Annotated in this window: 36 protein-coding genes; 3 read left to right on the top strand and 33 right to left on the bottom strand. The window is 68.3% G+C overall.

Annotated elements, in window-relative coordinates:
* Nucleotides 1-77: 77 nt before the first annotated feature.
* Complete coding sequence (locus ACFWDI_RS18895) at nt 78-410, bottom strand: hypothetical protein (RefSeq protein ID WP_385305322.1); 333 nt, start codon at nt 408-410, stop codon at nt 78-80.
* Between the two features lie 3 nt (nt 411-413).
* Nucleotides 414-1385: a helix-turn-helix domain-containing protein gene (locus ACFWDI_RS18900; protein ID WP_385305323.1), complete on the bottom strand. Its 972-nt coding sequence runs from the start codon at nt 1383-1385 to the stop codon at nt 414-416.
* A gap of 198 nt (nt 1386-1583) precedes the next feature.
* Between ACFWDI_RS18900 and ACFWDI_RS18905 the strand changes: the two genes are divergently transcribed.
* Nucleotides 1584-1757, top strand: a complete 174-nt coding sequence (locus ACFWDI_RS18905; protein ID WP_385305325.1) for a hypothetical protein — start codon at nt 1584-1586, stop codon at nt 1755-1757.
* A 50-nt stretch (nt 1758-1807) separates the two neighbouring features.
* On the opposite strand, the gene ACFWDI_RS18910 is transcribed toward ACFWDI_RS18905, so the two are convergent.
* From ACFWDI_RS18910 to ACFWDI_RS19030, 25 genes are all read right to left on the bottom strand, one after another.
* Nucleotides 1808-2191, bottom strand: a complete 384-nt coding sequence (locus ACFWDI_RS18910) for a WhiB family transcriptional regulator (protein ID WP_385305326.1) — start codon at nt 2189-2191, stop codon at nt 1808-1810.
* Nucleotides 2188-2469: a hypothetical protein gene (locus ACFWDI_RS18915; RefSeq protein WP_385305328.1), complete on the bottom strand. Its 282-nt coding sequence runs from the start codon at nt 2467-2469 to the stop codon at nt 2188-2190. The genes ACFWDI_RS18910 and ACFWDI_RS18915 overlap by 4 nt, the downstream gene beginning before the upstream one ends.
* Nucleotides 2466-2789 carry a hypothetical protein gene (locus ACFWDI_RS18920; RefSeq protein WP_385305330.1) on the bottom strand — a complete coding sequence of 108 codons (324 nt, stop codon included), beginning with the start codon at nt 2787-2789 and terminating at the stop codon, nt 2466-2468. Before ACFWDI_RS18920 ends, ACFWDI_RS18915 begins: the two co-directional genes overlap by 4 nt.
* Nucleotides 2786-3763: an exonuclease domain-containing protein gene (locus ACFWDI_RS18925; RefSeq protein WP_385305332.1), complete on the bottom strand. Its 978-nt coding sequence runs from the start codon at nt 3761-3763 to the stop codon at nt 2786-2788. The genes ACFWDI_RS18920 and ACFWDI_RS18925 overlap by 4 nt, the downstream gene beginning before the upstream one ends.
* Complete coding sequence (locus ACFWDI_RS18930) at nt 3760-4281, bottom strand: hypothetical protein (protein WP_385305334.1); 522 nt, start codon at nt 4279-4281, stop codon at nt 3760-3762. Before ACFWDI_RS18930 ends, ACFWDI_RS18925 begins: the two co-directional genes overlap by 4 nt.
* Nucleotides 4282-4340: 59 nt before the next feature.
* The gene (locus ACFWDI_RS18935) at nt 4341-4655 is read right to left on the bottom strand and encodes a hypothetical protein (RefSeq protein WP_385305335.1); all 315 of its coding nucleotides are present in this window, start codon (nt 4653-4655) and stop codon (nt 4341-4343) included.
* Between the two features lie 19 nt (nt 4656-4674).
* Complete coding sequence (locus ACFWDI_RS18940) at nt 4675-5766, bottom strand: recombinase RecT (protein ID WP_385305336.1); 1092 nt, start codon at nt 5764-5766, stop codon at nt 4675-4677.
* 104 nt (nt 5767-5870) lie between these two features.
* On the bottom strand, nt 5871-7052 hold the full coding sequence (locus ACFWDI_RS18945) for a hypothetical protein (protein WP_385305338.1): 1182 nt from the start codon (nt 7050-7052) through the stop codon (nt 5871-5873).
* A gap of 117 nt (nt 7053-7169) precedes the next feature.
* A complete protein-coding gene (locus ACFWDI_RS18950) occupies nt 7170-7358 on the bottom strand; it encodes a hypothetical protein (RefSeq protein ID WP_385305340.1) in 189 nt (62 codons plus the stop codon).
* Complete coding sequence (locus tag ACFWDI_RS18955) at nt 7358-8104, bottom strand: DNA-methyltransferase (protein ID WP_385305342.1); 747 nt, start codon at nt 8102-8104, stop codon at nt 7358-7360. Before ACFWDI_RS18955 ends, ACFWDI_RS18950 begins: the two co-directional genes overlap by 1 nt.
* Nucleotides 8104-8595, bottom strand: coding sequence for a hypothetical protein (locus ACFWDI_RS18960; RefSeq protein ID WP_385305344.1), 492 nt, complete (start codon nt 8593-8595; stop codon nt 8104-8106). The genes ACFWDI_RS18955 and ACFWDI_RS18960 overlap by 1 nt, the downstream gene beginning before the upstream one ends.
* Nucleotides 8592-9107, bottom strand: coding sequence for a hypothetical protein (locus tag ACFWDI_RS18965; protein ID WP_385305346.1), 516 nt, complete (start codon nt 9105-9107; stop codon nt 8592-8594). The genes ACFWDI_RS18960 and ACFWDI_RS18965 overlap by 4 nt, the downstream gene beginning before the upstream one ends.
* Entirely contained in the window at nt 9107-9568 is a 462-nt protein-coding gene (locus tag ACFWDI_RS18970) for a hypothetical protein (RefSeq protein ID WP_385305348.1), read from the bottom strand. Before ACFWDI_RS18970 ends, ACFWDI_RS18965 begins: the two co-directional genes overlap by 1 nt.
* 100 nt (nt 9569-9668) lie before the next feature.
* A complete protein-coding gene (locus ACFWDI_RS18975; protein WP_385305350.1) occupies nt 9669-10007 on the bottom strand; it encodes a hypothetical protein in 339 nt (112 codons plus the stop codon).
* Entirely contained in the window at nt 10000-10473 is a 474-nt protein-coding gene (locus ACFWDI_RS18980) for a hypothetical protein (RefSeq protein ID WP_385305352.1), read from the bottom strand. Before ACFWDI_RS18980 ends, ACFWDI_RS18975 begins: the two co-directional genes overlap by 8 nt.
* Nucleotides 10473-10793 carry a hypothetical protein gene (locus tag ACFWDI_RS18985; RefSeq protein WP_385305354.1) on the bottom strand — a complete coding sequence of 107 codons (321 nt, stop codon included), beginning with the start codon at nt 10791-10793 and terminating at the stop codon, nt 10473-10475. The genes ACFWDI_RS18980 and ACFWDI_RS18985 overlap by 1 nt, the downstream gene beginning before the upstream one ends.
* Nucleotides 10790-11044, bottom strand: a complete 255-nt coding sequence (locus tag ACFWDI_RS18990) for a phiSA1p31-related protein (RefSeq protein ID WP_385305356.1) — start codon at nt 11042-11044, stop codon at nt 10790-10792. Before ACFWDI_RS18990 ends, ACFWDI_RS18985 begins: the two co-directional genes overlap by 4 nt.
* Entirely contained in the window at nt 11041-11223 is a 183-nt protein-coding gene (locus ACFWDI_RS18995; protein WP_385305357.1) for a hypothetical protein, read from the bottom strand. The genes ACFWDI_RS18990 and ACFWDI_RS18995 overlap by 4 nt, the downstream gene beginning before the upstream one ends.
* Complete coding sequence (locus tag ACFWDI_RS19000) at nt 11220-11759, bottom strand: hypothetical protein (protein ID WP_385305359.1); 540 nt, start codon at nt 11757-11759, stop codon at nt 11220-11222. The genes ACFWDI_RS18995 and ACFWDI_RS19000 overlap by 4 nt, the downstream gene beginning before the upstream one ends.
* Nucleotides 11756-11977, bottom strand: coding sequence for a hypothetical protein (locus ACFWDI_RS19005; RefSeq protein ID WP_385305361.1), 222 nt, complete (start codon nt 11975-11977; stop codon nt 11756-11758). Before ACFWDI_RS19005 ends, ACFWDI_RS19000 begins: the two co-directional genes overlap by 4 nt.
* The gene (locus tag ACFWDI_RS19010) at nt 11974-12276 is read right to left on the bottom strand and encodes a hypothetical protein (protein ID WP_385305363.1); all 303 of its coding nucleotides are present in this window, start codon (nt 12274-12276) and stop codon (nt 11974-11976) included. Before ACFWDI_RS19010 ends, ACFWDI_RS19005 begins: the two co-directional genes overlap by 4 nt.
* A complete protein-coding gene (locus ACFWDI_RS19015) occupies nt 12273-12572 on the bottom strand; it encodes a hypothetical protein (protein ID WP_385305365.1) in 300 nt (99 codons plus the stop codon). Before ACFWDI_RS19015 ends, ACFWDI_RS19010 begins: the two co-directional genes overlap by 4 nt.
* Nucleotides 12569-12823 (bottom strand): hypothetical protein, encoded by a 255-nt coding sequence (locus tag ACFWDI_RS19020; RefSeq protein WP_385305366.1) that lies wholly within the window; start codon nt 12821-12823, stop codon nt 12569-12571. The genes ACFWDI_RS19015 and ACFWDI_RS19020 overlap by 4 nt, the downstream gene beginning before the upstream one ends.
* Before the next feature lie 85 nt (nt 12824-12908).
* Nucleotides 12909-13208 (bottom strand): hypothetical protein, encoded by a 300-nt coding sequence (locus ACFWDI_RS19025; RefSeq protein ID WP_385305368.1) that lies wholly within the window; start codon nt 13206-13208, stop codon nt 12909-12911.
* Nucleotides 13209-13219: 11 nt separating this feature from the next.
* On the bottom strand, nt 13220-13456 hold the full coding sequence (locus tag ACFWDI_RS19030; protein WP_385305371.1) for a helix-turn-helix domain-containing protein: 237 nt from the start codon (nt 13454-13456) through the stop codon (nt 13220-13222).
* Nucleotides 13457-13633: 177 nt separating this feature from the next.
* Between ACFWDI_RS19030 and ACFWDI_RS19035 the strand changes: the two genes are divergently transcribed.
* Nucleotides 13634-14062: a hypothetical protein gene (locus ACFWDI_RS19035; protein ID WP_385305372.1), complete on the top strand. Its 429-nt coding sequence runs from the start codon at nt 13634-13636 to the stop codon at nt 14060-14062.
* A 455-nt stretch (nt 14063-14517) separates the two neighbouring features.
* On the top strand, nt 14518-15801 hold the full coding sequence (locus ACFWDI_RS19040; RefSeq protein ID WP_385305374.1) for an integrase: 1284 nt from the start codon (nt 14518-14520) through the stop codon (nt 15799-15801).
* A gap of 53 nt (nt 15802-15854) precedes the next feature.
* On the opposite strand, the gene ACFWDI_RS19045 is transcribed toward ACFWDI_RS19040, so the two are convergent.
* The 6 genes from ACFWDI_RS19045 to ACFWDI_RS19070 form a co-directional block, all read right to left on the bottom strand.
* The gene (locus tag ACFWDI_RS19045) at nt 15855-17663 is read right to left on the bottom strand and encodes a chitinase (protein ID WP_385305375.1); all 1809 of its coding nucleotides are present in this window, start codon (nt 17661-17663) and stop codon (nt 15855-15857) included.
* A 289-nt stretch (nt 17664-17952) separates the two neighbouring features.
* A complete protein-coding gene (locus ACFWDI_RS19050; RefSeq protein ID WP_385305377.1) occupies nt 17953-19365 on the bottom strand; it encodes an NAD(P)/FAD-dependent oxidoreductase in 1413 nt (470 codons plus the stop codon).
* Nucleotides 19366-19385: 20 nt separating this feature from the next.
* The gene (locus tag ACFWDI_RS19055) at nt 19386-20183 is read right to left on the bottom strand and encodes an ABC transporter permease (RefSeq protein ID WP_385305379.1); all 798 of its coding nucleotides are present in this window, start codon (nt 20181-20183) and stop codon (nt 19386-19388) included.
* On the bottom strand, nt 20183-21118 hold the full coding sequence (locus tag ACFWDI_RS19060) for an ABC transporter permease (RefSeq protein ID WP_362687510.1): 936 nt from the start codon (nt 21116-21118) through the stop codon (nt 20183-20185). Before ACFWDI_RS19060 ends, ACFWDI_RS19055 begins: the two co-directional genes overlap by 1 nt.
* Nucleotides 21115-22266 (bottom strand): ABC transporter ATP-binding protein, encoded by a 1152-nt coding sequence (locus ACFWDI_RS19065; RefSeq protein ID WP_327326380.1) that lies wholly within the window; start codon nt 22264-22266, stop codon nt 21115-21117. The genes ACFWDI_RS19060 and ACFWDI_RS19065 overlap by 4 nt, the downstream gene beginning before the upstream one ends.
* A gap of 39 nt (nt 22267-22305) precedes the next feature.
* Nucleotides 22306-23553 carry a PotD/PotF family extracellular solute-binding protein gene (locus ACFWDI_RS19070; RefSeq protein ID WP_385305382.1) on the bottom strand — a complete coding sequence of 416 codons (1248 nt, stop codon included), beginning with the start codon at nt 23551-23553 and terminating at the stop codon, nt 22306-22308.
* Nucleotides 23554-23616: the final 63 nt, after the last annotated feature.

Raw genomic sequence — 23616 nt, forward strand, 5'->3', positions numbered from 1 at the left:
AACTCCCGTTGATAGCAATGCATCAACGACGCAGAACGCTCACGGTGACGCTCGTTGAAGACAGAGAAGAGAGGGGCTCAGGCCCCGTTGATAACGGTGGGTCCGAGGAGCAGCAGCGAGGGGCCGCGGTTGATGCTGGCGACGGGTGCGCCTCGGCGCTTCTGCTCGGCCTGGGCGTCGGTGACGAGGCCGCGGATCCACTGGTTGAGCTCGGACCGCTGGGCGACGGCGGCCCGGTAGTGGAACGGGACGAGCTTGGTGACCTGGTGAATGCTCCAGCGGGCCACGTTGCGTGCGCCGTAGGGGTCGCCGTCGTCGGTGTTGAGCCAGTCGAGGGTGCGGCCCTGGCGGGCGAGGAGAGGCTCCAGCTTGGGGTACTGCTGCGGGTCGAGCGGCGGTGTCCACTGCATGATCTACAACTCCTCGTAATAGGCGGACTGGTCTTCGGGGTTGCGCCACGGCTGATAGCCGGTGGCACCTGACTGCTGGTCGGCGGCGGCGCTGGGCAGTTCGTCGTCGTATCGCTCGGCGTTGAGCCAGCTGGTCGGGTGCGGGATGAATCGGGTTTCGGTCCGGCATCGGGCCCAGTGATCGCGGTGCGCTTGGGCGGCGGCGATGAGGGCGGCCGGCTTCACGCCGCGCTTGACGGCGGCGGCGAAGGCTTTGCGGGCGTTGCCCTTGGCGACCTTGCGCGGGTAGATCGCGTAGAAGGCGGCGAAGTCGATGTCTTCTTGCTGCCCGTCTGTGGCGTCGGCCCCAGAGGCTGGCGAGTCGAAGAGCGCCGAGGCGGACGGCTCGCTCTCGTGGGCCGGAGGCTCACAAGAGTCTTTATGTAGTTGGTTGTCTGATGGTTGTTGGTGGTTAGGGCGGCGTTGAGTGCGTGACGGACGGACTTTAAGTGCGTGACGGCTAGGCGTTGAGTCCGTGACATCGCCTGTCACAGACTCTGCGTCCGTGACAGTCACGTCCTTTGAATCCGTGACGGTCACGGACTCTGCGTGCGTGACACCCTTCGAGCGGGAGCGCCGCTTTCGCGCGGTAGCAGCGGCTCGGAAGTCGTCTTCCTCGCGCTCCAGGTCGGACCAATCCGTCTTGGGGCGGATCAGTTCCATCGCCAGCTGCCAGCGCGTGCGGCCGTCGACCGATCCGTCCCGCCGAATCAGCGCCGCCTTCTCGAGCCGGCGAAGCGCGCGCTGAACCGTGGTCCGGTCGTAGCCGGTGCGGTACTGCATGCGAAGGATCGACGGGTGGGCGTTCGTACCGTCAGGGCGTGCGTGCTCACCGAGCACCTGAAGGACATGCCGCGCCGTGGTGTCCGGCTTGCCCTTCTCGGTGCGGGGCATGGGCGCGTCATCCATAGCCCAGTTCATGGCCTCGGTGCTCACGGGTTCTTCTTCCTGCTGGTGTTGACGGGATCGGGGCGCGTGGAACCAGGCCCGTTATGGCGGCTTCGTTGAGTGCTCGGCCGCCCCGTTGGCACGCTTCGATCCTACCTCAGGGTGCCCGTGCACCCGAGGGGCTTTTGATGGGCACTTTAGGTAGTCGGGGTGCCCAGCCCATGCACGGTCAGCTACATTGGTTGCATGACCGTGAAGGGAACGCCCGGCCGCGTGATCCGCATCGACGATGAGACGTGGGCCGAGTACGGAGAGGTGTGCGAGGCCAAGGGCCTGTCGCGCGCCGCTGACCTGCGCGTCTACATCAAGGCGCAGATCGCCGCGCACAAGCGCCGGCTGCGGGCTGACTCCGAGTCCTGACACGTCCCCTCCTCTCCTTAGCCCCGCCTCGGCGGGGCTTTGTCGTGCGCTCAGGCGGCGGTGGTGGTGCGGTTGCGGTGGGCTTCGAGGACGCGCCAGACGGTGCGGTCGCTGATCTCGAGCTGGGCGGCGATGGCTTCGGCGTCCCAGCCCTTGGCGGCGAGGCGGAGGATGTCGGCGTTGCGCTGCGCCTTGGCGTGTCCGGCGGCCTGCTTGGCTCGGGTGCGGGGTTCGGCTCCGGCCCAGGTGCCGTGCCGGTAGGGGTGGGAGACGTCGCCCTCGAGGCGCTGGGCTTGGTCGTTGCACTGGCGCTGTACGGGGCAGGCGGCGCAGACCTGCTTGGCGGTGCGGTAGTTCTGGCCGGCTTCGGGGAACCAGAGGTCGGGATCGACTCGGGCGCAGGCGGCGTCGGCCATCCACTCGTAGCGGCTCACAGTCCCTGCTCCTCGGCCTGGTCGATGGCGTCGCGGAGTCGGTCGCATCCGCGGTTGTAGTCGTCGGTCCACAACGCGAGGTGGTCGGCGAGTTCGTCGGGGTTGATCTGCCAGCAGCCGAGCCGGGCGTTGATGTCGGCGATGCGCTGGTCCCGCTGCTGCTGGACGCGCTTGGCGCGGTCGCGCTGCTCGAGGGGGCGGACGATCCACCGGTAGGCGGCGAGCGTGGCGGCCACGCAGGTGGCGAAGGTGAGGGCGAACAGGGCCAGGTCGCTCATGCGGCCCTCCCGCTGCGTGCGGCGCGGGTGCCGCGCCAGGCGTGTACGCAGGACTTGTCGCGGGTCTGGCCGTAGCCGTCGTGCTGTACGAGCCCGTCGGCGGAGAGGTGCGTCATGAGTCGCCCCCAGTCGTGTGCCGGGTCGGGCGGGTCGGGGAGCTTGTATTCGCGCTTGATCTGCCAGGTGAGCCAGTGGCGGCGGCGCGATTGGGCGACGCGCACGAAGGTGGGGCGGACGGTCTCGACCCACGTCTCGTAGTCGGCGTCGGGTGCGGGCGGCTCGGGCATCCCGTCGAGAACGCCCTGCTGTATCGCGGTCATGACGTGGCCTCCGAGGTTCCGTGCTGCTCGAGCTCGGCGTCGGTCATCAGGTCGTGCGGAACCCGTCCGGTGCGCAGGACGTCGCGGACGTCGGCGGCGGCCTTGCGGTAGGTGTGGGCGCGCTCGATCTGCAACTGCTGGACGGAGGTGGGCTCGTCGATGAGCAGCTCGTCGCCCAGGTCGGGTGCAGACTTGGCCATCTGCTCCCACCGCTCGGCGAGGTCGGCGAGCGCCGCCCGCACCTTCCGCTCGCTGGTCAGCGGGATCAGCGGCCACTCGCCGTCAACTACCGCGTGGCGGTCCATCTTTTGTAGGTGCAGCTGGAAGTTGGCCGCCTGCTCGGCCGCCCACCGGATCTGCCACACGTGCAGCTGCTCGGGGTGGACCTGAAGTTGCGGGTACTTCTCGGCGATGGCGACGGCCACCTCGACGGCGGCGAGCGCGTCGGCGTCCGCGGTGTGCGCGGCGGCCAAGGTGACGCCGTAGTGGGCGGCGAGGGACTCGAGCTTGCGGGAGCCCTTGCGGTACTTGTCGGCCTGCTTGTCGAGGATGTACGGGTCGATGACCGGTCCGGGCGGGACATCGCCGCCGAGCCGCTGCCACAGGGTGCGCAGTCCGTAGCGGCGCAGTTCGCGGTCGAGGACGCTGAAGTCGTAGCGCCCATTCATGGCGACGACGGGGATGCCGGTGGACAGCGCCGCGGCGAGGGTGTCGGCGATCTCGTCGGCCACCTGTGCTGCGGGGCGTCCGTTGGCGCGGGCCTGCTCGGTGGTGACGCCGTGCACGCTGGTGGCTTCGGCGGGGATTGCGATGCCGGGGTTGGCGAGCCAGAGGCGGGAGCGGTCGGGCAGGGCGTCGAGGCTGTCGCCGGGCTTGTAGTCGATGGCGGCGGCGGTGACGATGCGGGCGGTCTCGACGTCGATCCCCGTCGTCTCGAGATCCCATCCGAGAAGTGGTCCGGTGTGCCAGGTCATGACGCCTCCTCGGCGGCCTCGAGCTGGAGCAGGTTCAGGTGGGCGAGGCGGCCGGATCGCCACGCTGCGGCGATGGCTTCCTTGCCGCCGTCGACGGGCCGCACGGAGTGGGTGAGGGAGCGGGTGGCGCGGACCTCAACACCGGGCACGTCGTGCAGTTCACCGGTCTCGGTGTCGACGACCCGGGGCACGCCGGCCGCGGTCATCTGGGCGAGGACGGATGTGCGGTAGGCGGGCCGGACTTCGGTGACGAGCCGGGTGTGGATCTCGTCGGGGCTGACCTTGCGGACCCAGGCGAGGAACGCTTCGTCGTCGACGACGACCGCGGCGGGCTTGGCGTCCGAGCGGCTGATCGTTGCGACCTTCGTCCCGTCGGGCAGCGTGGCGCTGACCTTGGAGATTCCGTTGCCTACGAGGGCTTCCTGCATGGTGGCCTTCACCTCCTTCAGGCGGTCGTTGACCGAGTCGGCGAGGGCTTTGAGGGCGGCCTCTTCCAAGGCGAGGGCTGCGATGTCCATGTGTTCTCCTTGGGGTGGCCGCCCCCGATTCCCGCGGGGGCGGCCCGTTGTGCGGGTGGTCAGGCGACGGCCGGGGTGTCCTTCACCGGCTGCCACTGCATGACGGTTACGGGCTGCTGCATGACCTCGGTGGCCTTGACCTCGCGGTCGCCGTTCCACGGATCGGTGTCTTCCTGCATCTCCGTCAGGCCCTCCTCGTAGAAGACCTGGTAGGTCTTGCCGTCGTCGGGGGCGCGGAAGATCAGTTCGTTGACGGACACCCAGCGGCGGGTCTCGACCTGCTCGCGGTGCAGGATCTCCGGGGAATCGTCGGCCCAGGCGCCGGGGAGGTCCCAGGCGTCGAGCTGTTCGATGGTGAAGGTACGGATGGGCATGAGTTCTCCTCGTGGTTGGTCAGGCGGCGGGGCGGATCTGCGCTGCGAGGGCGCGTATGGCTTCGGTGGAGGCGTCGGCGATGGGGCAGCCGAGGGCTTTGGCGGCGCCGTCTTCGAAGTCGTCGAGGCGGGCGGCTTCAGCGGCGGCACGGAGTTCGGCAACCGCTGCGGCGTAGTCGTCGACCGGATCGACAACCTCGGCGTCCACCACGTCATCCGCCGGGGCAGGTTCGGCTGCGGGCCGCGGCGTGGCGACCTTGTCCTTGCCGACGGCGGCGATCTGCTCCAGGTACTCGGGCCTAGCGCCTTCGGCCCGTGCGTCCACCCAGATCTGCCGGACGGTCTCCGCGTCCGGTGCGGCATGTGCCTCGTGGAGGTAGTCCCGGCCCGCTGGGGTCAGGGACTCCGGCGGCACGTCTGCTGTGGCGGCCTGCACGGTCGCGGTAGGCGTGGCCCACTGGTCCGGCTCCCCGGCCGGGACGGGACGGAGCCGCTGAATCTCCGCCTCTATCGGCAGGCCCTCGGCGTCGACCCGCGCGCCGAGCTCTTCCGGCGTGTAGATCGCGCCGTGCAGAACCTCGGGGCAGGCGGAGCGGACACACTCGGCGATCGCGCGGGACCGCAGCATCGCCCGCGGGTACTTCTCCCAGTTCTGCGGCTCGCCCTTCTGGCTGCGGGAGTAGGGACGGTTGTTGCGGATCTCGCACAGGCCGGCGGTCACGGCGTCGTCGTAGGTCCAGGTGATCTGGTTCTCGAACTCGGTGTCATCGGACCGCCAGATGCTGACGGTGCACTGCCCCGGCTCCTGGCGGATGCGGACCTTGTGGCCGGCGGAGCGCGCCCGGGAGTGCATCAGGTCGGCGGACTGGGTCGGCTTGCCTTTGATGACGTGAATGGTGGTGATGGTGGTGACCACGTCCAGGCCGAGGGCGCGGCCGTATTCCAACGCCCACAGCACGCTGGCGGGGTTCTTGCGGTAGGCGTCGGGCAGCAGGGGCGTGTCGGCCAGCGACGAGGCGAACAGCCATGCCTCGTGCGGGGTCATGACCCCGAGGGAGAGCGCTCCGCCGCCGCGCTGGGCGGGTTCGGCTTTGACGATGTCGTTGCTCATGTTCTTCTTCCTGTTGCTGAGGTTGAGGGGCCCGCGCCGCGTGTGCCGTGGCGCGGGCCCGGTGCGGCCGGAGCGTGGGGGCGCTCGACGGCCGCGGGAGGTGGTTAGGCGGTGGCCGGCTCGGGCTTGACCGCGGCCCACTGCTCGGCCTTCTCGTCGTGGGCGACGTGCTCGTTCGCCTCGACGCTGAAGGTGATCCCGGCGTCCTTCGCGTCGTTGAGCGCGCGGGCCAGGCGTACCGCCCACTTGCGGGGCTCCTCGGCCATCTGCTTGGCGACGTGGGCTTCGTGCTCGTCGTGCCACTTCTGCGGGGTGTAGCCGGACTCCTCGGCGGTGTCCCACGCCCACTCGCCGATCTCGCCGGAGTCGAGCTGCTCGGCCACGTCGGCGACGATCTCGGCGGCCTTCCGCGGGTCGGCGTTGTGGAGGGCGTCGAGGTAGCGGTAGGCCATCCAGTTGGCGACGCCGATGCGGATGTGCGCGAACCACAGGTCGCGGTCGTCGTCGTAGTCGGCGTCGTGCACATCGCGCGTTGAGTTGAGGACTTCCTGCAGCAGGCTCTCGCCGGTTTCGCGGACGTCCTTGGTGGCCTCGTAGCGGGGCGCGTTCGGGTCTTCGGCCGGCATGTCGGTGACCATGTCGGCGGTCTCGCCGTCGGCGGCCAGGATGTCCTTCCACAGGCTGCGGGCGCTGTCGAACGTCTCGTCGGTGACGGGGCCGACCCCGGCGTACCGGGCGGGCATCATTGCGCCGATGAAGTCCTCGCCGAACAGAAGGACGGCCTTGAGGTCGGCGCTGACCCGGACGCGGAGGATGTGCCCGGTGTCGGCCCAGCGGCTCAGGTATTCGGACTGCAGGGCGGGGAATGGGGCGTCCTCAACTGCCTGCTCGGCGATGCCGCGGAAGAGGCCGCGCCAGTTCGGGAACTCCAGGCCGAGGCTGACGGCGATGGCGAGTTCGGTCTGCGCCTGCTTGAAGATGAGGCGGGCGTCGGTGACGTCGAGGGTGACCCATGCGGCGCCGTCCATGGCGCGGAGCCATTCGCGGACGGATGCGATGTGGTCGGCGGGCAGGGTGACGGCGAACGGCTCCTGCCCCTTGTCGTCGTGGTTGAGCCGGTAGCGGGAGGCGGCGAGGGTGTATCGGTCGGAGGCGACGGCGTACAGGTGGGTGGCGTCGACGTCGAGGCGGATGCCGTGCAGGGGCTCGACGTACTCGCCGCCCATGTGGCTGGCCGTCTGGTCGATGAGTCGGCCGAGCTGGTGGGCGTTGATGGTGATGCTCACTGGGTTCTCCTTCTGGGATGCTGCTGGGTGTGGGGCCCCGCCGTCGTTGGGTCGGCGGGGCTTCTACGTGGTTCGCCGGTGCGGCGGCCGCGGTCTCATCCGCCGGCCCGGCGGGTCTCAGGCGGCCGTGTAGCCGGCCGATTTGGTGACGGTCTGGGCGTGGGTGGTGTGCCAGGCCGCGGAAAGTTCCGGCACGCGGTGGATGGCGACGATGTGGTCGACCATCCGGTCGGCGGTCTGGCCATCGTTGGCGTCCGCGATCTGGTGGGAGCAGCCGTCGACGGGGCAGCAGAGGAAGACGGACATCACGCCACCCCCAGCACGAGGTTCGAGAGGCGTTTCGCGGCGGCTTCGATGTACGGCTCGTGGGCTTCGATACCGACCGCCCTGCGTCCGGCCTGCCGGGCGGCGTCCAACGTTGAGCCACTGCCGGCAAACGGGTCCAGGACCAGGCCGCCCTCGGGGCAGGCATAGGTGATGAGCGGGCTGAGGATCCCGAGTGGCTTCTCAGTCGGGTGGAGACTCCGGCTGTGCATGGAGCGCACCCGCTGTACTGAGCGGAGCAGCCGGGTGCCGTCGTCTACGTACTGGTTGGGCGCGATATCCCCGGTGTGCGGAGTCGTCGCACGGATGGCGACCCCGGTCCTCTTCGTCGGATTTCCGCGCTCGCGGGGGACGTCGTGGTGGATGTCGCGCCAGTCGCCGCGGTACCAGTGGGTGGCTGCTTCGTGGACTCGCTTGAACCGGTCAGCTGCGAAGCCGCTGCCGTTGTGCTTCTCCCACACGATGTCCTGGCTGAGCTTCCAGTCGGCGAACTCGTCGCGCTGCTGCAGGAACATGCGCATCGAGCCGAAGCACCACATCGACGACGCGACGCTCGCGGCGAGGGTGGGCCAGCCGTCCGGCCACCGGTCCCACGCGAGACTCGTTTCCGCATACGGCGGGTCGGCCACGATCAGGTCGGCCTGCAGGTCCAGCGCGGGCAGGACTTCCCGCATGTCGCCCAGGTAGAGGGCGATGCCGGAATCCGCGTCTTCCCAGTACGGGTCCATCACGCCACCCCCGTGTTCCGCATGCGGTACGTCGGCCATGCGGTCGGCTCGGGCTGGTCGAGGATCGGCAGTTCCTGCGTCGTCTCGCTGCTCATGTCGCGGCCGACGGGCACCGGGTACGGGAGCTGGACGTGGCTGACGTAGGGCCGGTCGAGGCGCTGCGTCACGGAGGTGATGAGCGGCCGGGCGTTGATGACGGCCTGACGCAGCCGCTGGAGGTTGGCGGCGTCGCGGTACGTCTTCTGCTGCAGCTGCTTCACCTCGGCCACTGCGGCGGCCAGTTCGGCCTCGAGCCGGGCGATGCGCATGCTGTCCTGGCAGCCGCGGAGGAACGCGGTCGACATGGCGCAGGTGAGATCTTCGGCCGCCGCTGTCAGCTCAGCGTTGTCGTCGGTCAGCCGGGCGATGGTCTCCTTCAGCTGGCCGGGCGTCTTGCCGGCGTGCCGGGCCAGGGTGCGGACGGTCCGCAGGCTGGGGATGGTGATGCTCATGCCGTCACCCCCGCCTGCAGTTCGTCCGCGGTGTCGCGGAGCAACTGCATGGCCTGGGCCTTGCCGTTGCCGGGATAGGAGGACCAGGCGGCAAGCGACGGGGCCTGCGCCCGCGACGCCAGGATCCGTTCGGCGGCGCGGGTGAGCGGACTCCCCAAATGCCGCGGGGTGCCGTGGACGGCGACGAGGATCGCGCCGGCAACGTCGACCGCGCACTGCTTCAGCGGGGTCCCGGCCTGCTCCTGCTTGACGTTCCACAGGTAGGTCGATTGGTAGCCGTTGACGTCGATGACGTCTCCGGCGGCGTCGCACGCGTCGGCGACTGCGGCGTCGGTCCGCTGCTGCCGTATGCGGTCGGCGATGGGCTGGCAGGTCGGGCAGTACAGGGCGTGGGTGAGGGCGATGCGTTCGGTCTCACGGATGCTGGTGTCGTAGCGCACGGTCTGCTGCTTGAGCCGGTTGTAGGCGGGGCAGGCAGCGGTGAGCGTGTCGGAGATGACGGCGCTGGCCATCAGGCATCACCCTCGGGTGCGTCTTCCCAGCCGCGGGCGTGGTCCGTGGCGCGGGCGAGCGCGGAGGCCAGCGGCAGGCGCTGCCCGGCGGGGAGGTGGACGGTGGCGGTGCTGTCGTCGCGGCTGGCTGTGGTCCAGTCGAACTCGGTGACGGTCAAGGTGATCGCCCCGTCCTCGTTGAAGGCGAGGGTGAGGGAGTCGTGCAGGATCGTGTCGTGGGTCCATGCCGTGCCAGCCTCAAGCGCGTCGAGGAGGGCGGGCATGTCGGCGGTGGTGATGCCGACCCAGGCGGCCTCGGTGTGGCTGGCGGTGACCCGGACGTAGACCTCGGCGCACCCGGCGTCGGCCCGCATGCCGGCGGGGATGACGGTGAGCGTCGCGCCCGTGCCGTCGGTGTAGTCCCACGGCTGCGGCGTGAGTTCGGCGATGACGGTGGCGATGGCGTGCTGAAAGTCGTTCACGACTGGTCTCCGTTCTGCTGGCTGCGGATAGCGCTGACGAGTTCGCCGCAGAGCATGAGGAAGATCGCTCCGGCGCAGATGAAGGTGAGGTCGACGAGCATCAGGCGGCGTCCTCTCCGGGGATGGCGAGGTCCCGCTCGTAGGCGCGGTTCTCGTCGCGGAGCCGGACGAGTTCGCCGTCGAGCCGCTGGAGCTGGCCGGTGGTGGCGGCGAGTTCGGACCGCAGGGCGAGCACCTCGCGGAGGAGGTAGTCCATGTCGGCGCGGGCGTGGGCTGTGAACGCGGCGTCGTGGTGGTCTTGCCGGCTGCCGCCGAACACTGCGATCGGCTGGCCGTCGGCGGTGTTGACGACGCCGGGGTCGGTGTCGCTGGTCTGCCACCCGTCGGTGGCCTTCGCGGCGCGGTCCTGGATCTCGGCCAAGCGGTCGGCGTCACGCATCGCTGTCCGCCTCCTCGTCCGCCCACTTCTCGCAGGCGGCTTCGAGGGCGGCCGTGCCGTTCCACTGGCCGGGCCGGGATTTGACCGCCTTGCCTGTGGTGATCAGTTCGTGGACGGCTGCAGCCAGTTGGGCGGGGTTCGCGAACCCTTCGATGGGCAGCGGCTCCGGCTGCTCGTTGCCGCCGTGGTCGCCGCGCTTCTCGGCCCACTCCCACGACGGGCCGCGCTCGGGCTCGCCGTGCTCGATGCCGGTGTGCCACTCCCAGATGAGGAGGAGTCCGTTCGGCCAGCGGTCCTCGTCGAGGCCGGACGTCTCCGGGTCCAGAGTGATGACGGCGTCGAGGTAGCAGTACACGCCGCGGGTTTCGGCGTCGGAGGTCCAGCCGTCGGCGATCTCCAGGCCAGCGGCACCAAGTGCGTCGACGACGTGCTCGATGTACTTGTCGTGCGGAAGGGTGCGGGTCATCAGTTCCCCCAGTGGGTGAGTCGGTGGCCGAGCAGGAACAGCCCGGCGGCGGTGGCGAGTCCGGTGGTGATGTGCCGTCCGGTGAGGCCGGAGGCGACGAAGGTGACGGCGCGGTCCGTGGTCCGTCGTTCGGCGGCGATCCGGGCCTCGAGCTCGGCGACATGCGCGGCGTCGACGATCAGGGACCAGCACCAGGCGAGGGCCAACCGCTCCGCCCAGTCGTCGGGGATCTGCGTCCGTGTCGACCACGCGTCCAGCGGCTCGACGTAACCGGCGGCCACCGTGGCGGCGAAGTCCGGCGAGGGGAGGACGATGCTCACGGCGCCACCGCCTCTCCGGCGAGGACGGCAGTGACCAGTCCCGCCGACAGGGAAGTAGGCACCGGGATCAGCGGACCGTGATCGTGGTACACGTCCGGCAGCGGCACGCCCGTCGTGTCACCCGCGGCCCGCATCAGCGGTTCGCCGGCCGCACTCCACTGGCCGCTCCACCGCCACTCGACGCCGACGACATCGACGAACGTGCGGGTGAGGTCGAAGTCCACGTCGTCGTGCAGGTAGTGGGTCCTCATGACGCGCCCCCGTACAGGAAGCGGAACAGGGCCTGCTGCAGCTCGACGAAGTCGCCGCCGCTGGTGATCTGCTGGTAGCCGTGGGCGGCGAGAACGTCGGCGACGTCCTTCGTCAGGCCGAACGTGAACCGCGGGTCGTCCTCCGGCTGCGGCTGGATCGGATACTGGCGCTCGCTCATGACGTCGCCTCGATCACGTCGACGTGGGTGAGGGCGATGCAGGCGCTGTGTCCGTCGACCCATACGACGGGGGTGTGGCCGCCGAGGGTGGACGCCTTGCTGCGGGTACGAGTCGCGAGGCGCTCGTCGTTCGGGTCGTCCTCCGGGCGGCAGCCCGGGTAGGCCACCACCGGCGTGCCGACCGGGTAGCGCTCGTTCCATTCGGCTGCGGTCAGCTCGCCCGTCGGGTGCTCAGTGGGGCGGACCGTGTGGCGGCCGTCGTAGTGACGGACGATCGTGTTGCCGAACTTGGCGACGACGTGGTCCGGGCGGTGGCCGATCCGCAGGCCGGTGATGACGATCTCGCCGTTGTCGTCCTCCCGGTACTGCTTGGTGAAGACGCCGGACTTGTCGAGCCAGCTGTCCACCTCGTACAGGTTGGACGGGGTCAGCACGCGGCAGCGGACACAGGTCGTGTCGTCGCAGTCGTCGACGTGGAGCTCGGGAATGAATGGGAGGGCCGGATCGATTGCGGCCAGGAATTCACGGGCGCTCATGCCGTTCCTCCGGTGATCTTGGGCGGGCAGTTGACGCAGGTGCAGCCGGGGAGGGTGAATGCGGAGTCCGGGTCGAGGTCGAGCAGCTGGTGCCGCTGCTCGGCGAGCAGGCCCGTCGTGGTGCGCTTCGCCTTCAGGGCGACGAACTCGGCGGCGACCTGCGTGGCGGGCACGTCCCATTCGCCGGACGGGCGCGGCGGGGAACCGATCGTCGTCATGACGCACCGCCTTCGAGGCAGTCGCGGGCGGCGTCGATCGCGGCTTCCAGGCCGTCGTCCCAGCCCGAGCGGTAATGCTCCGAGCCGTCCGGCGCGGGGGACTTCAGCGCGTGGATTGCTCGCGTGACCCGCCGCTTCACCTCGCCCGCCACATCCCCGGCGGTCTCGTCCGGGACAGGCGCGGCGGCGGGGGAGGTGGCTTCCTCGGTGATGAAGTTGGCGAGGATCGTCTGAACCAGTTCGGCGTTGCCGTCGTAGTAGACGGTCAGCGCATGCTCGATCACAGTGCGGGTGCTCATCGGGCACCGCCCGTCGCAGCGTCGGATGCCACCGTCGGCGACGGGCCGAGGTAGGCCCACGACCGGTACTCCGTGTCGATCATTTGATGCAGGAAGCTGGTAGCGCTGACCGAGCGGTAACCGTCGCTCAGGCGCCGGTACTCGTATGTCGTGAAGCCCTCTCGGATCGCATCAACGTCGGAGTAACCGTCTGACATTGAGGCGCGGTGGATACTGGTGATCTTGCACACGGCGCCGAGGCCGTCACGAATCAAGTCGCCGACCTGATAACGGGGTTCGTACTCGCTGGTGCTCATGACCGACCACCGGCCTTGACGATCAGGCGCGGGTTGTACGCGGCGAGGATCTTGTTGGCGGCGGCCAGCTCCGACAGGCAGTACTCGCGAGCCTCGCGGTACTCCGGGGAGCGGCACAGGCGCAGGTTGTACACCGCGTTCTCCGCGGCAATCTCCGCCTGCAGGATGTGCGGCGGAAGCTGGCGGCCAATCAGAACGGCCACGCGATCAGGGATGGGAACGGGGACGGGAGTAGCGGATGATGAAGGCATGGGATCGCCTCTCTTCTGGATGGTGAAGGTGGATCTCTAGGCCCCGGCTGCCGGTCTTCACCCGGCGGTTGGGGCCGCTACCGCTCTAGGCGGCGGGGGCGGTGCGCTGCGCCGGGACAGTCACCGGCGTCTTGCGGGGGCGTCCGCCGCGGCGGACCGGCATCGTGTGGACGCGGTCGGCGGCGTACCAGGTCGGCAGGTCTTCGCGGCTGACGATGATCACGCCGCCCTTGACCTTCTGGCTGTGGGGGTAGCCCGCCTTGATCCGGCGCCGAACTGTGGGAACGCTGCACTTCGTCAGCCACGCAACCTCGGCGATGCTGAAGAAGGGGGCGTTCATGTCGGCCGGCTGGGTGGGGACATCGGAGGCCCTCTTGATGGCCACGTCACTTCCTTTCACTGGGGTACCTCGGTGGGGGCGAGGAGCTCTTCGTCGGTCGCGTCCAGAGCGGCTCGGAGGCGGACGTAGTAGCTCGGGCTGAGGTGCTTGCGGGCGCCGCGTTCGAGCTTTCGCAGGTAGTTGTCGGTTATGCCGACGAGCTCTGCGAGTTGCTGAACTTCGATCCCCGCGTGCATCCGCTTTGAGCAGATGGCCGCCCCGTCCACTTCGAAAGTGGTTGGGGGTTGGTGCATGCCTAGAACTTACCCATAGTTGCCCACGCCGTCTAGTCATCTGTGGGCATCAGTTGCCGTGTGTTGTCATTACTTGCCCGTAGATACCCTCTGAGCTGGGGTGATTGCGGGGTAGAAATCCAGCCCAAGTAGCCCCCGGTCCTGGCTGGTCCCGGTGAGTCCTGCCAAGATGGGGCCATGCCCACAGGTGCAGACCACGACTACGCGCGCCTCGCGAAGCTGGCGAAACAGCGGCGCCACGAGCTCTCGCTTGCCCTCAACGACAAGAACGCGAAGGCTGCGGGCACGTCCAAGGGCACCTGGCAGCGCGTCGAGAAGGGTGAGCCGATCCGGCCCACCAACTATGTGAAGATCGACGGCTTGCTAAAGTGGGCGCCGGGTAGCTGCCTCGCAGTCCTCGAGGGGCGCGCGCCGATCCCCAGTCGGCCGGCGAAGGATGTGCCCGGCGTGGACATCTCCGAGCGTCCGGTTCAGGACATCGATGCCACGGTTCGGGATGTCATCCGGCTGGCGATGCTTGCGACGAAGAGCGGACTTACGTCGGATGAGATCCGGGATCTCAGTGATCGCGCGGTGAGGGATCTCAAGGACGCCGGGTTGATCTGATTCAAGTTCACTCGATCGGGCGTACAACCTTTGGGTTTTACACGTTCGTTACCAGTCCTGCGCAGATCCCTTCGGTCCCAACTGGTCACAACAGCCACTCAGCGTGGCACAGTCGTTACATGTCCTTGGAGGCTCCGTCAAGCCCGAACAGGGGGAGCCATGGTGCACAAAGGCGCGCTCATAGTCGACTACGGGCCGAGGTTTTTGGGCCACGCGTTCAAGGTCGACAAGGGGATCGTCTGCGTAGTCCCAACCCAGTTTGAGACCCGGGCCGAAGTGAGGGCTTCGATGCGGGAGATGGTAAGGGAGCTCGGTGGTGAGTGTGGTGGATGCCGTGACTGCCCATTGGGCAACAAGGGCTGACACCATGGGAAGGCGGGGTCTTGGCGGTAGGGGTACCTGCCAGACGCCCGCACCCAATCCACCGAGGGGGCACTGATGGCGAGGGGGCACTGATGGGACGACGGACGCTCGACGTCTACACCGAGTGGCGCGGTGGAACCTGCCGCGTGAAGTGGTGGACGGGCGAGTACTACGAGACCGGACGCAAGCGCTACGAGTCCCAGGGTGGATTCACCGACGAGGACGTGGCGTTCAAGCACGGCCTCGACCAGATGACGGAGATCCGCCAAGGCACGCACGTCAGCAACCGCGACGGCGCCACCCTGATGACGGACTGGCTGGACGACTGGCTCGACGGCATGGATCACGCCCACCTCACGGAGAAGGGCTACCGGTCCAAGGTCGAGACCCACATCCGCCCGTACTTCAAGCGCAAGACGGTCACTGAGATCGACGTCCTCGCCTACCGGGCGTTCCGCAAGCACATGAACAAGTCCGTCAGCGCGGGCACTGCGAAGAACGTCATGATGATCCTGGGCATGATCCTCGACGACGCAGTGCCGCGGCTCATCAAGATCTCACCGGTCGAGCGGACCAAGCGCCGCGGGAAGTACGAGAAGAAGAACAAGCGCGAGCGGAAGAAGGACATGCTGCCGGAGGTTGTCGAGCAGCTGGCCCGCAACGCGGAGATCTACTTCGGCTACCCGGGCTACGTGTTCATCTGGGCGATGGCGACAACGGGCATGCGTCCGGCCGAGCTGTACGCGCTGACGCGGGAGTACAGCTATCCCAACTGGCCTGCCTCTGACCCGCGGACCGATCCGGACGAAGAGGAGCGGTACGAGGAGGACATGGAGCGCTACGGCAAGGGCGATGACCTGATGCCTGCGATCCGTGTCGAGCGGCAGGTGCAGCACGAGGACGGGGAGCTGCGGTACTTCCCGCCGAAGTACGACAGTCACCGGACGCTGGTGATCCCGCCGTTCCTTGCGGAGATGCTGGAGAAGCTTCTCAAGTCGCACGACAGCGAGTGGGTGTTCACCGCCATTGAGGGCGGGTGCCTCGGGTCGGTGGCCTTCGACTACAAGTACTGGCGGCCGATCGCTGACGGCGAGCCGGCGCGGGAGGGGCCGCGGGTGCGCAGGCCGCGGGCGGCGATTCCGGAGGTGCCGTCGTTCAAGGGGAAGCGGCTGTACCTGATTCGTCACGGACACAAGGCCTGGCTGGACGAGGACGGGCACAGCCGCATCGCGGTGGAGTCCCGGATGGGCCATGAGCTGCCGGGCGTCGAGGGGACGTACAGCAGCGTGACGGTGGCGATGGAGCGTGCCATCATGAAGACGTTGCAGGAGCGTTGGGATGGGCTGCAGGAGCGGTTGAGTCGCCCTGAGAGCTAGATCAACTCCCAATTGTTTCCCATACCGCCCCTGCGAATCAAGGACTTCCCAGGTCAGGGCGCTTTAGCCCTCCATTCCTCGAAGTTCTTCGAGAACTCCCACTGGTTGAAGCGGTCCCAGTTGATCGACCAGGTCATCAGGCCGCGCAGCGCCGGCCAGGTGCCATGGGTCTGGTACGAGCCGCAGTTGGTCTTCCTGGTCAGGCAGTCCAGCGCCTTGTTCACTTCGGCGGGCGCGGTATGGCCGTTGCCTGCCTGGGTGGAGGCGGGCAGACCGATGGCGACCTGCTCCGGGCGCAGGGCGGGGAACACCTTGGTGGTGTCACCGGCGACCGGGAAGCCGGTCAGCAGCATGTCGGTCATGGCGATGTGGAAGTCCGCTCCGCCCATGGAGTGGTACTGATTGTCCAGGCCCATGATCGAGCCCGAGTTGTAGTCCTGGACATGCAGCAGGGTGAGGTCGTCGCGCAGGGCGTGGATGACCGGGAGGTACGCGCCGGCGCGCGGGTCCTGGCCGCCCCACGGGCCCGAGCCGTAGTACTGGTGGCCGAGCTGGACGAAGAATGTCTCCGGGGCCATCGTGAGCACGAACTTCGAGCCGTACTTGGCCTTGAGAGTCTTGACCGCCGAGATCAGGTTGACGATCACCGGCGAAGTCGGCGAGCGGAAGTCCGTGTCGCCGGTGTTCAGGGAGAGGGAGTGGCCCTCGAAGTCGATGTCCAGGCCGTCGAGCCCGTACTCGTCGATGATCTTCGAGACGGAGGAGACGAAGGTGTCACGGGCAGCCGTGGTGGCGAGCTGCACCTGGCCGTTCTGGCCGCCGATGGAGATCAGGACCTTCTTGCCCGCGGCCTGCTTGGCCTTGACGGCCGCCTTGAAGTCGGCGGCGGACTCGACGTTCGGGCATTCGGTGGCCGGGCAGAGGCTGAAGCGGATATCGCCCGAGGTGACCGAAGTCGGTTCGCCGAAGGCCAGGTTGATGACGTCCCAGGAGTCGGGCACATCGGCCATGCGCGTATAGCCGGAGCCGTTGGCGAAGCCGGCGTGCAGATAGCCGACGAGAGCATGGGCGGGGAGTTCGCCGCCGCTGCCGCCGCCGCCCGCCGTGGTGGTCGCGGTGACCGCCGACGACTTCGCGGACTCGCCGGCCTCGTTGGCCGCGGACACCTGGAAGCTGTACGCGGTGGAGGGGGCGAGACCGGTGACGGTGGCCGAAGTCCCGCTGACGTCGAGGACCTTGGCGCCGCCCCGGTAGACGTTGTACGAGGTGGCGCCCGAGGATGCGGACCAGGTCAGCGGTACGGAGGTGGAGCCGGGGGCGCCGGTGGACAGGCCGGTGGGGGCGGCCGGTGTCCGGACCGGGTCGCCGCCCGGCCCGAGCAGCGAGAGATCGTCGGCGTAGTAGGCGGGGGTGCCGTACCAGCCGTGGGTGTAGATCGTGACCGAGGTGGTCGACGCGCCCGTACGGAACGTGGTCGACAGCCGCTGCCAGCTGGGTGCCGAGGAGGTCCAGGTGGAGACGTCGGTGGTGCCGGTGCCCGCTGCGCCGAGGTAGACGTAACTGCCCTGGACCCAGCCGCTGAGCGTGTAGTCGGAGTTCGGCTTGACGGTGACCGTCTGGCTGCAGTTGGCGTTGTCACTGCCCGCCGGGGTGGCCTTGAGTGCGGAACTGCCGCTGTGGGTCGGTGAGTTGACGGCTGCGCCGCTGCCCGCCGTACAACTCCAGCCGGTGAGGCCGGTCTCGAAGCCACCGTTGCGGGCGAGTTCGGTGTCGGCCGCTCCGGCGGACGATGCCGTGGCGACGAGTCCGCTGATGGCGAGGGCGGCCGCGGACAGGGCGGCCAAGAGTCTGGTGCGGTGCACAACTGCCTCCGGGCATGGGGGGAATGGAGGGGGAGCGACGCGCACAACATGGTCCAGACCAATGCGGTTGTCAAGACCTCTGGCGGCGCTCCCGCCCCTCACTCAACCCGAGTCGGCCGCCTAGCCGTTTCGCTGCCGGCTCCCGGCGCCGGCCACCATCACCGCCGCCCTCCGCCACCCCACCGTGCTGGACGCCGAACTGCCGGCCGGGACCCCTTCTTGCGGACCCGGCCGCGTACTGGTGGGCACGCACGATCGTGGAAAGCGCGATCGCGTCGATCGAGACGGCCTAGCTGTCGAAGCCGAGGCCCAGCCTGTCCATGGTCCGAAGCCACAGGTTGCGGCGGCCACCGTTGGCATCCGCCCTGGCCAGCGCCCATTTGGTGAGTCCGATACCGGCCCAGGCGACGGGCTCGGGCGGGAACGGCAGCGGCTTGCTGCGCACCATCTCCAGCTCGGTGCGCTCGGTCCGCTCGCCGGAGAGGAGGTCGAGCATGACGTCCCCGCCGAAGCGGGTGGCGCCGACGCCGAGTCCGGTAAACCCGGCTGCATAGGCGACCTTGCCGCCGTGCGCCGTCCCGAAGAAGGCGGAGAAACGCGAGCAGGTGTCGATCGCGCCGCCCCAGGCATGGCTGAAGCGCAGCCCCTCCAGCTGCGGGAAGCAGCGGAAGAAGTGTTCGGCGAGCTTGAGATAGGTCTCCGGCCGGTGGTCCATTTCGGCGCTGACCTTGCCGCCGTACGGATAGATCGCGTCGTAACCGCCCCACAGGATGCGGTGGTCGGCGGTGATCCGGAAGTAGTGGAACTGGTTCGCGCTGTCGCCGAGTCCCTGCCGCCTCTTCCAGCCGATCGCGTCGAGCTGCTCCGCGCTGAGCGGTTCGGTCATCAAGGCGTAGTCGTAGACCGGGACGGTGTACGGGCGCACCCGCTTGACCAGCGACGGGAAGACGTTCGTACCGAGCGCGACCCGGCGGGCGAAGACCCGGCCGTACGGGGTGCGGACAGACATGCCGGCGCCGGACGCCGTGAGGTCCAGGCCGCGGGTGTTCTCGTAGACGCGTACGCCGAGGTCCATACAGGCCTGCTTCAGACCCCAGGCGAGCTTCGCCGGGTGCAGCATGGCGACGCCGCGCCGGTCCCAGAGCCCGCCGAGGAAAGTCGGGGAGTTCACCTCGGCGCGCAGCGCGTCCTGGTCGAGGAATTCGAGGCCGGTGAAGCCCAGCCCGGTCGCCTCCTCATACATCTGGTGGAGCTCTTCGAGCTGGTACGGCTCGGTGGCGACGTCGATCTCACCGGTGCGCTCGAAGTCGCAGTCGATGCCGTACCTGGCGACCGCCGCCTCGATGGCGTCGAGATTGCGGTCGCCGAGCTCCTCGAGCTTGGCCAGCTCACCGGGCCAGCGTGCGAGTCCGTTGCCGAAGCCGTGGGTGAGGGAGGCGGCGCAGAAGCCGCCGTTGCGGCCCGAGGCGGCCCAGCCCACCTCGCGCCCTTCGATCAGTACGACATCCCGCCCGGGGTCGCGCTCCTTGGCCAGCAGCGCGGTCCACAGTCCGCTGTAGCCGCCGCCGACGACAAGGAGGTCGCAGCGCTCGTCGCCGGTGAGTGCGGGCAGTGCTCCCGGCTTTGCGGGGTCGTCCAGCCAATAGGAGACGGGCTGGGCGTCGGAGAGTGATGAGGCAAAGGTCATGGCAGCTGGGGCCATGGTTTCCACTCCTTCAGGGGCTACTTGAGCAGTGCGCTGTTCTTCCGCCGACCGCTGATGAGCTGGCCGGTGACCACGACCAGTACGGCGATGACGAACATGGCCGTGCCGATGACGTTGATCTGGACGGGCGTACCGCGCTGGGCCGAGCCCCACACGAACATGGGGAAGGTGACGGTGTTGCCCGAGTTGAAGTTGGTGATGATGAAGTCGTCGAACGAGAGCGCGAACGCGAGCATCGCACCGGCGGCGATGCCGGGAGCGGCGATCGGCAGCGTGACCCGTACGAACGTCTGCACAGGTCCGGCGTAGAGGTCGCGGGCCGCCTCCTCGAGGCGGGGGTCCATCGACAGCACACGCGCCTTGACCGCCACCACCACGAAGCTCAGGCAGAACATGGTGTGCGCGATGAGGATGGTCCAGAATCCCAGCTCCGCACCCAGGTTGAGGAAGAGCGTGAGCAGCGAGGCGGCCATGACCACCTCGGGCATCGCCATCGGCAGGAAGATCAGTGAGTTGATCGCGCCGCGCGCCCGGAAGCGGTAGCGGACCAGCGCGAAGGCGATCATCGAGCCGAGGAGGGTGGAGCCGATCGTCGCCCAGAGGGCGATCTGGAGGGAGAGCGAGAGCGAGCCGCACATATCGGCGACACCGCACGGGTCCTTCCAGGCGTCGGTGGAGAACTCCTGCCAGGCGTAGTTGAAGCGGCCGGCCGGCTTGTTGAACGAGAACACCATCACGACGATGTTCGGCAGGATCATGTACGCGAGCGTGAGCAGTCCTGCGATGACCACAAGGTTCTGTCGTATCCAACGCATCAGACGAGATCCTCCGTCCCGGCCCGGCGGATGTAGACGGTGACCATGATCAGCACGACCGCCATGAGAATGAAGGACAGCGCGGCCGCGGTCGGATAGTCGAGCACCCTCAGGAACTGCGACTGGATGACGTTGCCGACCATCTTGGTGTCCGTGGAGCCGAGCAGTTCGGCGTTGACGTAGTCGCCGCTGGCCGGGATGAAGGTCAGTAGTGTTCCGGAGACGACGCCCGGCATGGACAGCGGGAAGGTCACCTTGCGGAAGGTGGTGGACGACTTCGCGTACAGATCGCCCGCCGCCTCGTGGAGCCGCGGGTCGATCCGCTCCAGTGAGGTGTACAGCGGCAGGACCATGAACGGCAGGAAGTTGTACGTGAGTCCGCAGACCACCGCGAGCGGGGTGGCGAGCAGCCGGTTCCCCTCGGTCATTCCGAGCCAGCTGGTGACGTCCAGGAAGCCGACGCTGTTCAGGACGTCGACCACCGGTCCGCCGTCCGCGAGGATCGTCTTCCAGGCGAGCGTACGGATCAGGAAGCTGGTGAAGAACGGCGCGATGACCAGGACCAGCAGCAGATTGCGCCAGCGGCCCGCCTTGAACGCGATCAGATACGCGAGCGGGTAGCCGAGCAGCAGACACAGGATCGTGGCCGTGCCGGCGTACAGCACCGAGCGCAGGAACTGCGGGTAGTACTCGGTGAGCGCGTCCCAGTAGGTCTGGAAGTGCCAGGTGACCTTGAAGCCCTCTTCCAGCGAGCCCGTCTGCACGGAGGTCGAGGCCTGGTAGACCATCGGCAGCGCGAAGAAGACGACCAGCCACAGGATGCCGGGCAGCAGCAGCCAGTACGGGATCAGCTTCCGGCGGACGGACTGTTTGTGGACGACCGGCTCGACCGGCTCGGGGACCGGCGCGGCGGGCGGTGCCTCGGTGACCGTCATGGCGTCTCCTCCACCGTCTCCACACCGGCGTCGATGTCCTGGGCCGCGTCGAGACCGAAGGTGTGCTCGGGGTTCCAGTGCAGGACGACCTCGGCGCCGGGGACCAGACGCGGGTCCCGCTCGATGTTCTGTACGTACACCTCGAGCTCCGGACAGACCGGGCTGTCGATGACGAACTGCGTGGAGACGCCGATGAAGCTGGAGTCGGCGATCTTCCCGGTGAACCGGTTGCGGCCGTCGGCTATCGTGCCCGCGTCGTCCGCGTGCGCCAGCGAGATCTTCTCCGGGCGCACGCCGACCAGCAGCTTTCCGCCGGTACGGGGCTGGGTGGCACAGCGCTCGGCGGGCAGCCGCAGCTTGGCGTCCGCGGCCGTGACGACGACTTCGCCGCCGCTGTTCTGGGCCACCTCGGCCTCGATGAGGTTGGAGGTGCCCAGGAAGTTGGCGACGAAGGTGGTCTGCGGGTTCTCATAGAGCTCGGCAGGTGCGCCGAGCTGCTCGACCCGTCCGCCGTTCATCACCGCGATGGTGTCGGCCATGGTCATGGCCTCTTCCTGGTCGTGGGTGACATGGACGAACGTGATGCCGACCTCGGTCTGGATGCGCTTGAGCTCCAGCTGCATCTGGCGGCGCAGCTTGAGGTCGAGGGCGCCGAGCGGCTCGTCGAGGAGCAGCACCTGCGGGTGGTTGATGAGCGCGCGGGCGACGGCGACGCGCTGCTGCTGACCGCCGGAGAGCTGATGCGGCTTGCGCTTGGCGAAGTCGCCCAGCTCGACGAGGTCGAGCATGTCGCCGACCTGCTTCTTCACCGACTTGATGCCGCGGCGGCGCAGCCCGAACGCGACGTTCTCGTAGATGTCGAGGTGCGGGAAGAGCGCGTACGACTGGAAGACGGTGTTGACCGGGCGCTTGTAGGGCGGCAGGTGGGTGACGTCCTTGCCGCCGAGGAAGACGCTCCCGGTGCTCGGGTCCTCCAGTCCGGCGATCATCCGCAGTGTGGTGGTCTTCCCGCAGCCGGAGGCGCCGAGCAGGGCGAAGAAGGAGCCCTGCGGGACGGTCAGGTCCAGCGGGTGGACGGCCGTGAAGGAGCCATAAGTCTTGCTGATCCCGGAGAGGCGGACGTCGCCGCCTTCTGTCTTTTCAGTCATGGGTCGCGATCCCAGTGGTGTCGGAGGGAGAAGGGCAGGTCAGGCGCCGATGAGCTTGGCGAACTTCTCTTCGTACGCCGTCTCTTCCTTGCTGCTCAGCGAGCGGAAGGAGTGGGACTTGGCCGCCATGGCCGCGTCCGGGATGATCAGCGGGTTCTTGGCCAGCTCCGGGTCGATCTTCGCGAGCTCGGGGCCGACTCCGGCGACCGGGCACACGTAGTTGATGTACGCGGCGAGCTGTGCGGCCACCGGGAGCTCGTAGTAGTAGTCGATGAGCCGGGTGGCGTTCTTCTGGTGCCTGGCGTGCGCCGGGACGAGGAGATTGTCGGTGGCCGTCATATAACCGGCGGCCGGGATCGCGAACTTGATGTCGGGGTTGTCGGTCTGCAGCTGGATCAGGTCACCGGCCCAGGCGACGCAGGCGGCGATGTCACCCTTGTCGAGGTCCGAGGTGTAGTCGTTGCCGGTGAAGCGGCGGATCTGCTTCTTGTCGACGCCCTTCTGGAGCCGGTTGATGGCGGCGTCGTAGTCGGCGTCGGTGACCTTGGCCGGGTCCTTGCCCAGGTCGAGCAGGGTCATGCCGACCGTGTCGCGCATCTCGGTGAGGAAGCTGACCCGGCCCTTGAGGGTCGGGTCGTCCAGCAGCTGGGTCACGGAGTCGACCTTCTTGCCGCCGGTCGCCTTGACGTTGTAAGCGATGACGGCCGGAATTCCGGTCCAGGGGTAGGAGTAGGCCCGCCCCGGGTCCCAGTCCGGGCTGCGGAACTGCGGGGAGAGATTGGCGTAGGCGTGCGGCAGCAGCGACGGGTCCAGCTTCTGCACCCAGCCGAGCCGGATCATGCGGGCGGCCAGCCAGTCCGTGACATTGATCAGGTCACGGCCGGTGTCCTGGCCCGCCGCGAGCTGCGGCTGGATCTTGCCGAAGAACTCGACGTTGTCGTTGATGTCCTCGGTGTACTTGACCTTGATCCCGGTGCGTTTGGTGAACTCATTGAGCGTCGGACGGCTCTTCTCGTCCTCACTGACGTCCATGTACTCGGTCCAGTTGGAGAAGCTGATCTGCTTCTCCTGGTCCGAGTGGTCGTCCGAGGCCTGCGCGCCGCCCTCGCGCTTGGCGGGCGGGATGCCGCAGGCGCTCAGGGAGGCGAGTCCGCCAATGGTGAGCGCGCCTATGCCGCCGGCGCGCAGCATCGCACGTCGGGAGAGGGCGCCCCTGCCGCTGGTGATGCTCCGTCGCATCGCCGCGAGTTGGGCCGCGGACAGGACGTCCGGCTCGTGCTGATCCATGCGCTGTGCCCTTTCGGGATGGTGCCGCTGGTCGGGCGGCGCTGGGCTGGACAGGTCTGGTCT

Origin of the sequence: Streptomyces sp. NPDC060064, from assembly GCF_042736455.1 — a bacterium.
Taxonomy (GTDB): domain Bacteria; phylum Actinomycetota; class Actinomycetes; order Streptomycetales; family Streptomycetaceae; genus Streptomyces.

Coding starts and splice junctions, on each gene's coding strand:
- ACFWDI_RS18895 (WP_385305322.1), bottom strand. CDS start 410: ATGCAGTGGACACCGCCGCTCGACCCGCAGCAGTACCCCAAGCTGGAG.
- ACFWDI_RS18905 (WP_385305325.1), top strand. CDS start 1,584: ATGACCGTGAAGGGAACGCCCGGCCGCGTGATCCGCATCGACGATGAG.
- ACFWDI_RS18915 (WP_385305328.1), bottom strand. CDS start 2,469: ATGAGCGACCTGGCCCTGTTCGCCCTCACCTTCGCCACCTGCGTGGCC.
- ACFWDI_RS18920 (WP_385305330.1), bottom strand. CDS start 2,789: ATGACCGCGATACAGCAGGGCGTTCTCGACGGGATGCCCGAGCCGCCC.
- ACFWDI_RS18925 (WP_385305332.1), bottom strand. CDS start 3,763: ATGACCTGGCACACCGGACCACTTCTCGGATGGGATCTCGAGACGACG.
- ACFWDI_RS18930 (WP_385305334.1), bottom strand. CDS start 4,281: ATGGACATCGCAGCCCTCGCCTTGGAAGAGGCCGCCCTCAAAGCCCTC.
- ACFWDI_RS18935 (WP_385305335.1), bottom strand. CDS start 4,655: ATGCCCATCCGTACCTTCACCATCGAACAGCTCGACGCCTGGGACCTC.
- ACFWDI_RS18940 (WP_385305336.1), bottom strand. CDS start 5,766: ATGAGCAACGACATCGTCAAAGCCGAACCCGCCCAGCGCGGCGGCGGA.
- ACFWDI_RS18950 (WP_385305340.1), bottom strand. CDS start 7,358: ATGTCCGTCTTCCTCTGCTGCCCCGTCGACGGCTGCTCCCACCAGATC.
- ACFWDI_RS18955 (WP_385305342.1), bottom strand. CDS start 8,104: ATGGACCCGTACTGGGAAGACGCGGATTCCGGCATCGCCCTCTACCTG.
- ACFWDI_RS18960 (WP_385305344.1), bottom strand. CDS start 8,595: ATGAGCATCACCATCCCCAGCCTGCGGACCGTCCGCACCCTGGCCCGG.
- ACFWDI_RS18965 (WP_385305346.1), bottom strand. CDS start 9,107: ATGGCCAGCGCCGTCATCTCCGACACGCTCACCGCTGCCTGCCCCGCC.
- ACFWDI_RS18975 (WP_385305350.1), bottom strand. CDS start 10,007: ATGCGTGACGCCGACCGCTTGGCCGAGATCCAGGACCGCGCCGCGAAG.
- ACFWDI_RS18980 (WP_385305352.1), bottom strand. CDS start 10,473: ATGACCCGCACCCTTCCGCACGACAAGTACATCGAGCACGTCGTCGAC.
- ACFWDI_RS18990 (WP_385305356.1), bottom strand. CDS start 11,044: ATGAGGACCCACTACCTGCACGACGACGTGGACTTCGACCTCACCCGC.
- ACFWDI_RS18995 (WP_385305357.1), bottom strand. CDS start 11,223: ATGAGCGAGCGCCAGTATCCGATCCAGCCGCAGCCGGAGGACGACCCG.
- ACFWDI_RS19000 (WP_385305359.1), bottom strand. CDS start 11,759: ATGAGCGCCCGTGAATTCCTGGCCGCAATCGATCCGGCCCTCCCATTC.
- ACFWDI_RS19005 (WP_385305361.1), bottom strand. CDS start 11,977: ATGACGACGATCGGTTCCCCGCCGCGCCCGTCCGGCGAATGGGACGTG.
- ACFWDI_RS19010 (WP_385305363.1), bottom strand. CDS start 12,276: ATGAGCACCCGCACTGTGATCGAGCATGCGCTGACCGTCTACTACGAC.
- ACFWDI_RS19015 (WP_385305365.1), bottom strand. CDS start 12,572: ATGAGCACCAGCGAGTACGAACCCCGTTATCAGGTCGGCGACTTGATT.
- ACFWDI_RS19020 (WP_385305366.1), bottom strand. CDS start 12,823: ATGCCTTCATCATCCGCTACTCCCGTCCCCGTTCCCATCCCTGATCGC.
- ACFWDI_RS19030 (WP_385305371.1), bottom strand. CDS start 13,456: ATGCACCAACCCCCAACCACTTTCGAAGTGGACGGGGCGGCCATCTGC.
- ACFWDI_RS19035 (WP_385305372.1), top strand. CDS start 13,634: ATGCCCACAGGTGCAGACCACGACTACGCGCGCCTCGCGAAGCTGGCG.
- ACFWDI_RS19040 (WP_385305374.1), top strand. CDS start 14,518: ATGGGACGACGGACGCTCGACGTCTACACCGAGTGGCGCGGTGGAACC.
- ACFWDI_RS19050 (WP_385305377.1), bottom strand. CDS start 19,365: ATGGCCCCAGCTGCCATGACCTTTGCCTCATCACTCTCCGACGCCCAG.
- ACFWDI_RS19055 (WP_385305379.1), bottom strand. CDS start 20,183: ATGCGTTGGATACGACAGAACCTTGTGGTCATCGCAGGACTGCTCACG.
- ACFWDI_RS19060 (WP_362687510.1), bottom strand. CDS start 21,118: ATGACGGTCACCGAGGCACCGCCCGCCGCGCCGGTCCCCGAGCCGGTC.
- ACFWDI_RS19065 (WP_327326380.1), bottom strand. CDS start 22,266: ATGACTGAAAAGACAGAAGGCGGCGACGTCCGCCTCTCCGGGATCAGC.
- ACFWDI_RS19070 (WP_385305382.1), bottom strand. CDS start 23,553: ATGGATCAGCACGAGCCGGACGTCCTGTCCGCGGCCCAACTCGCGGCG.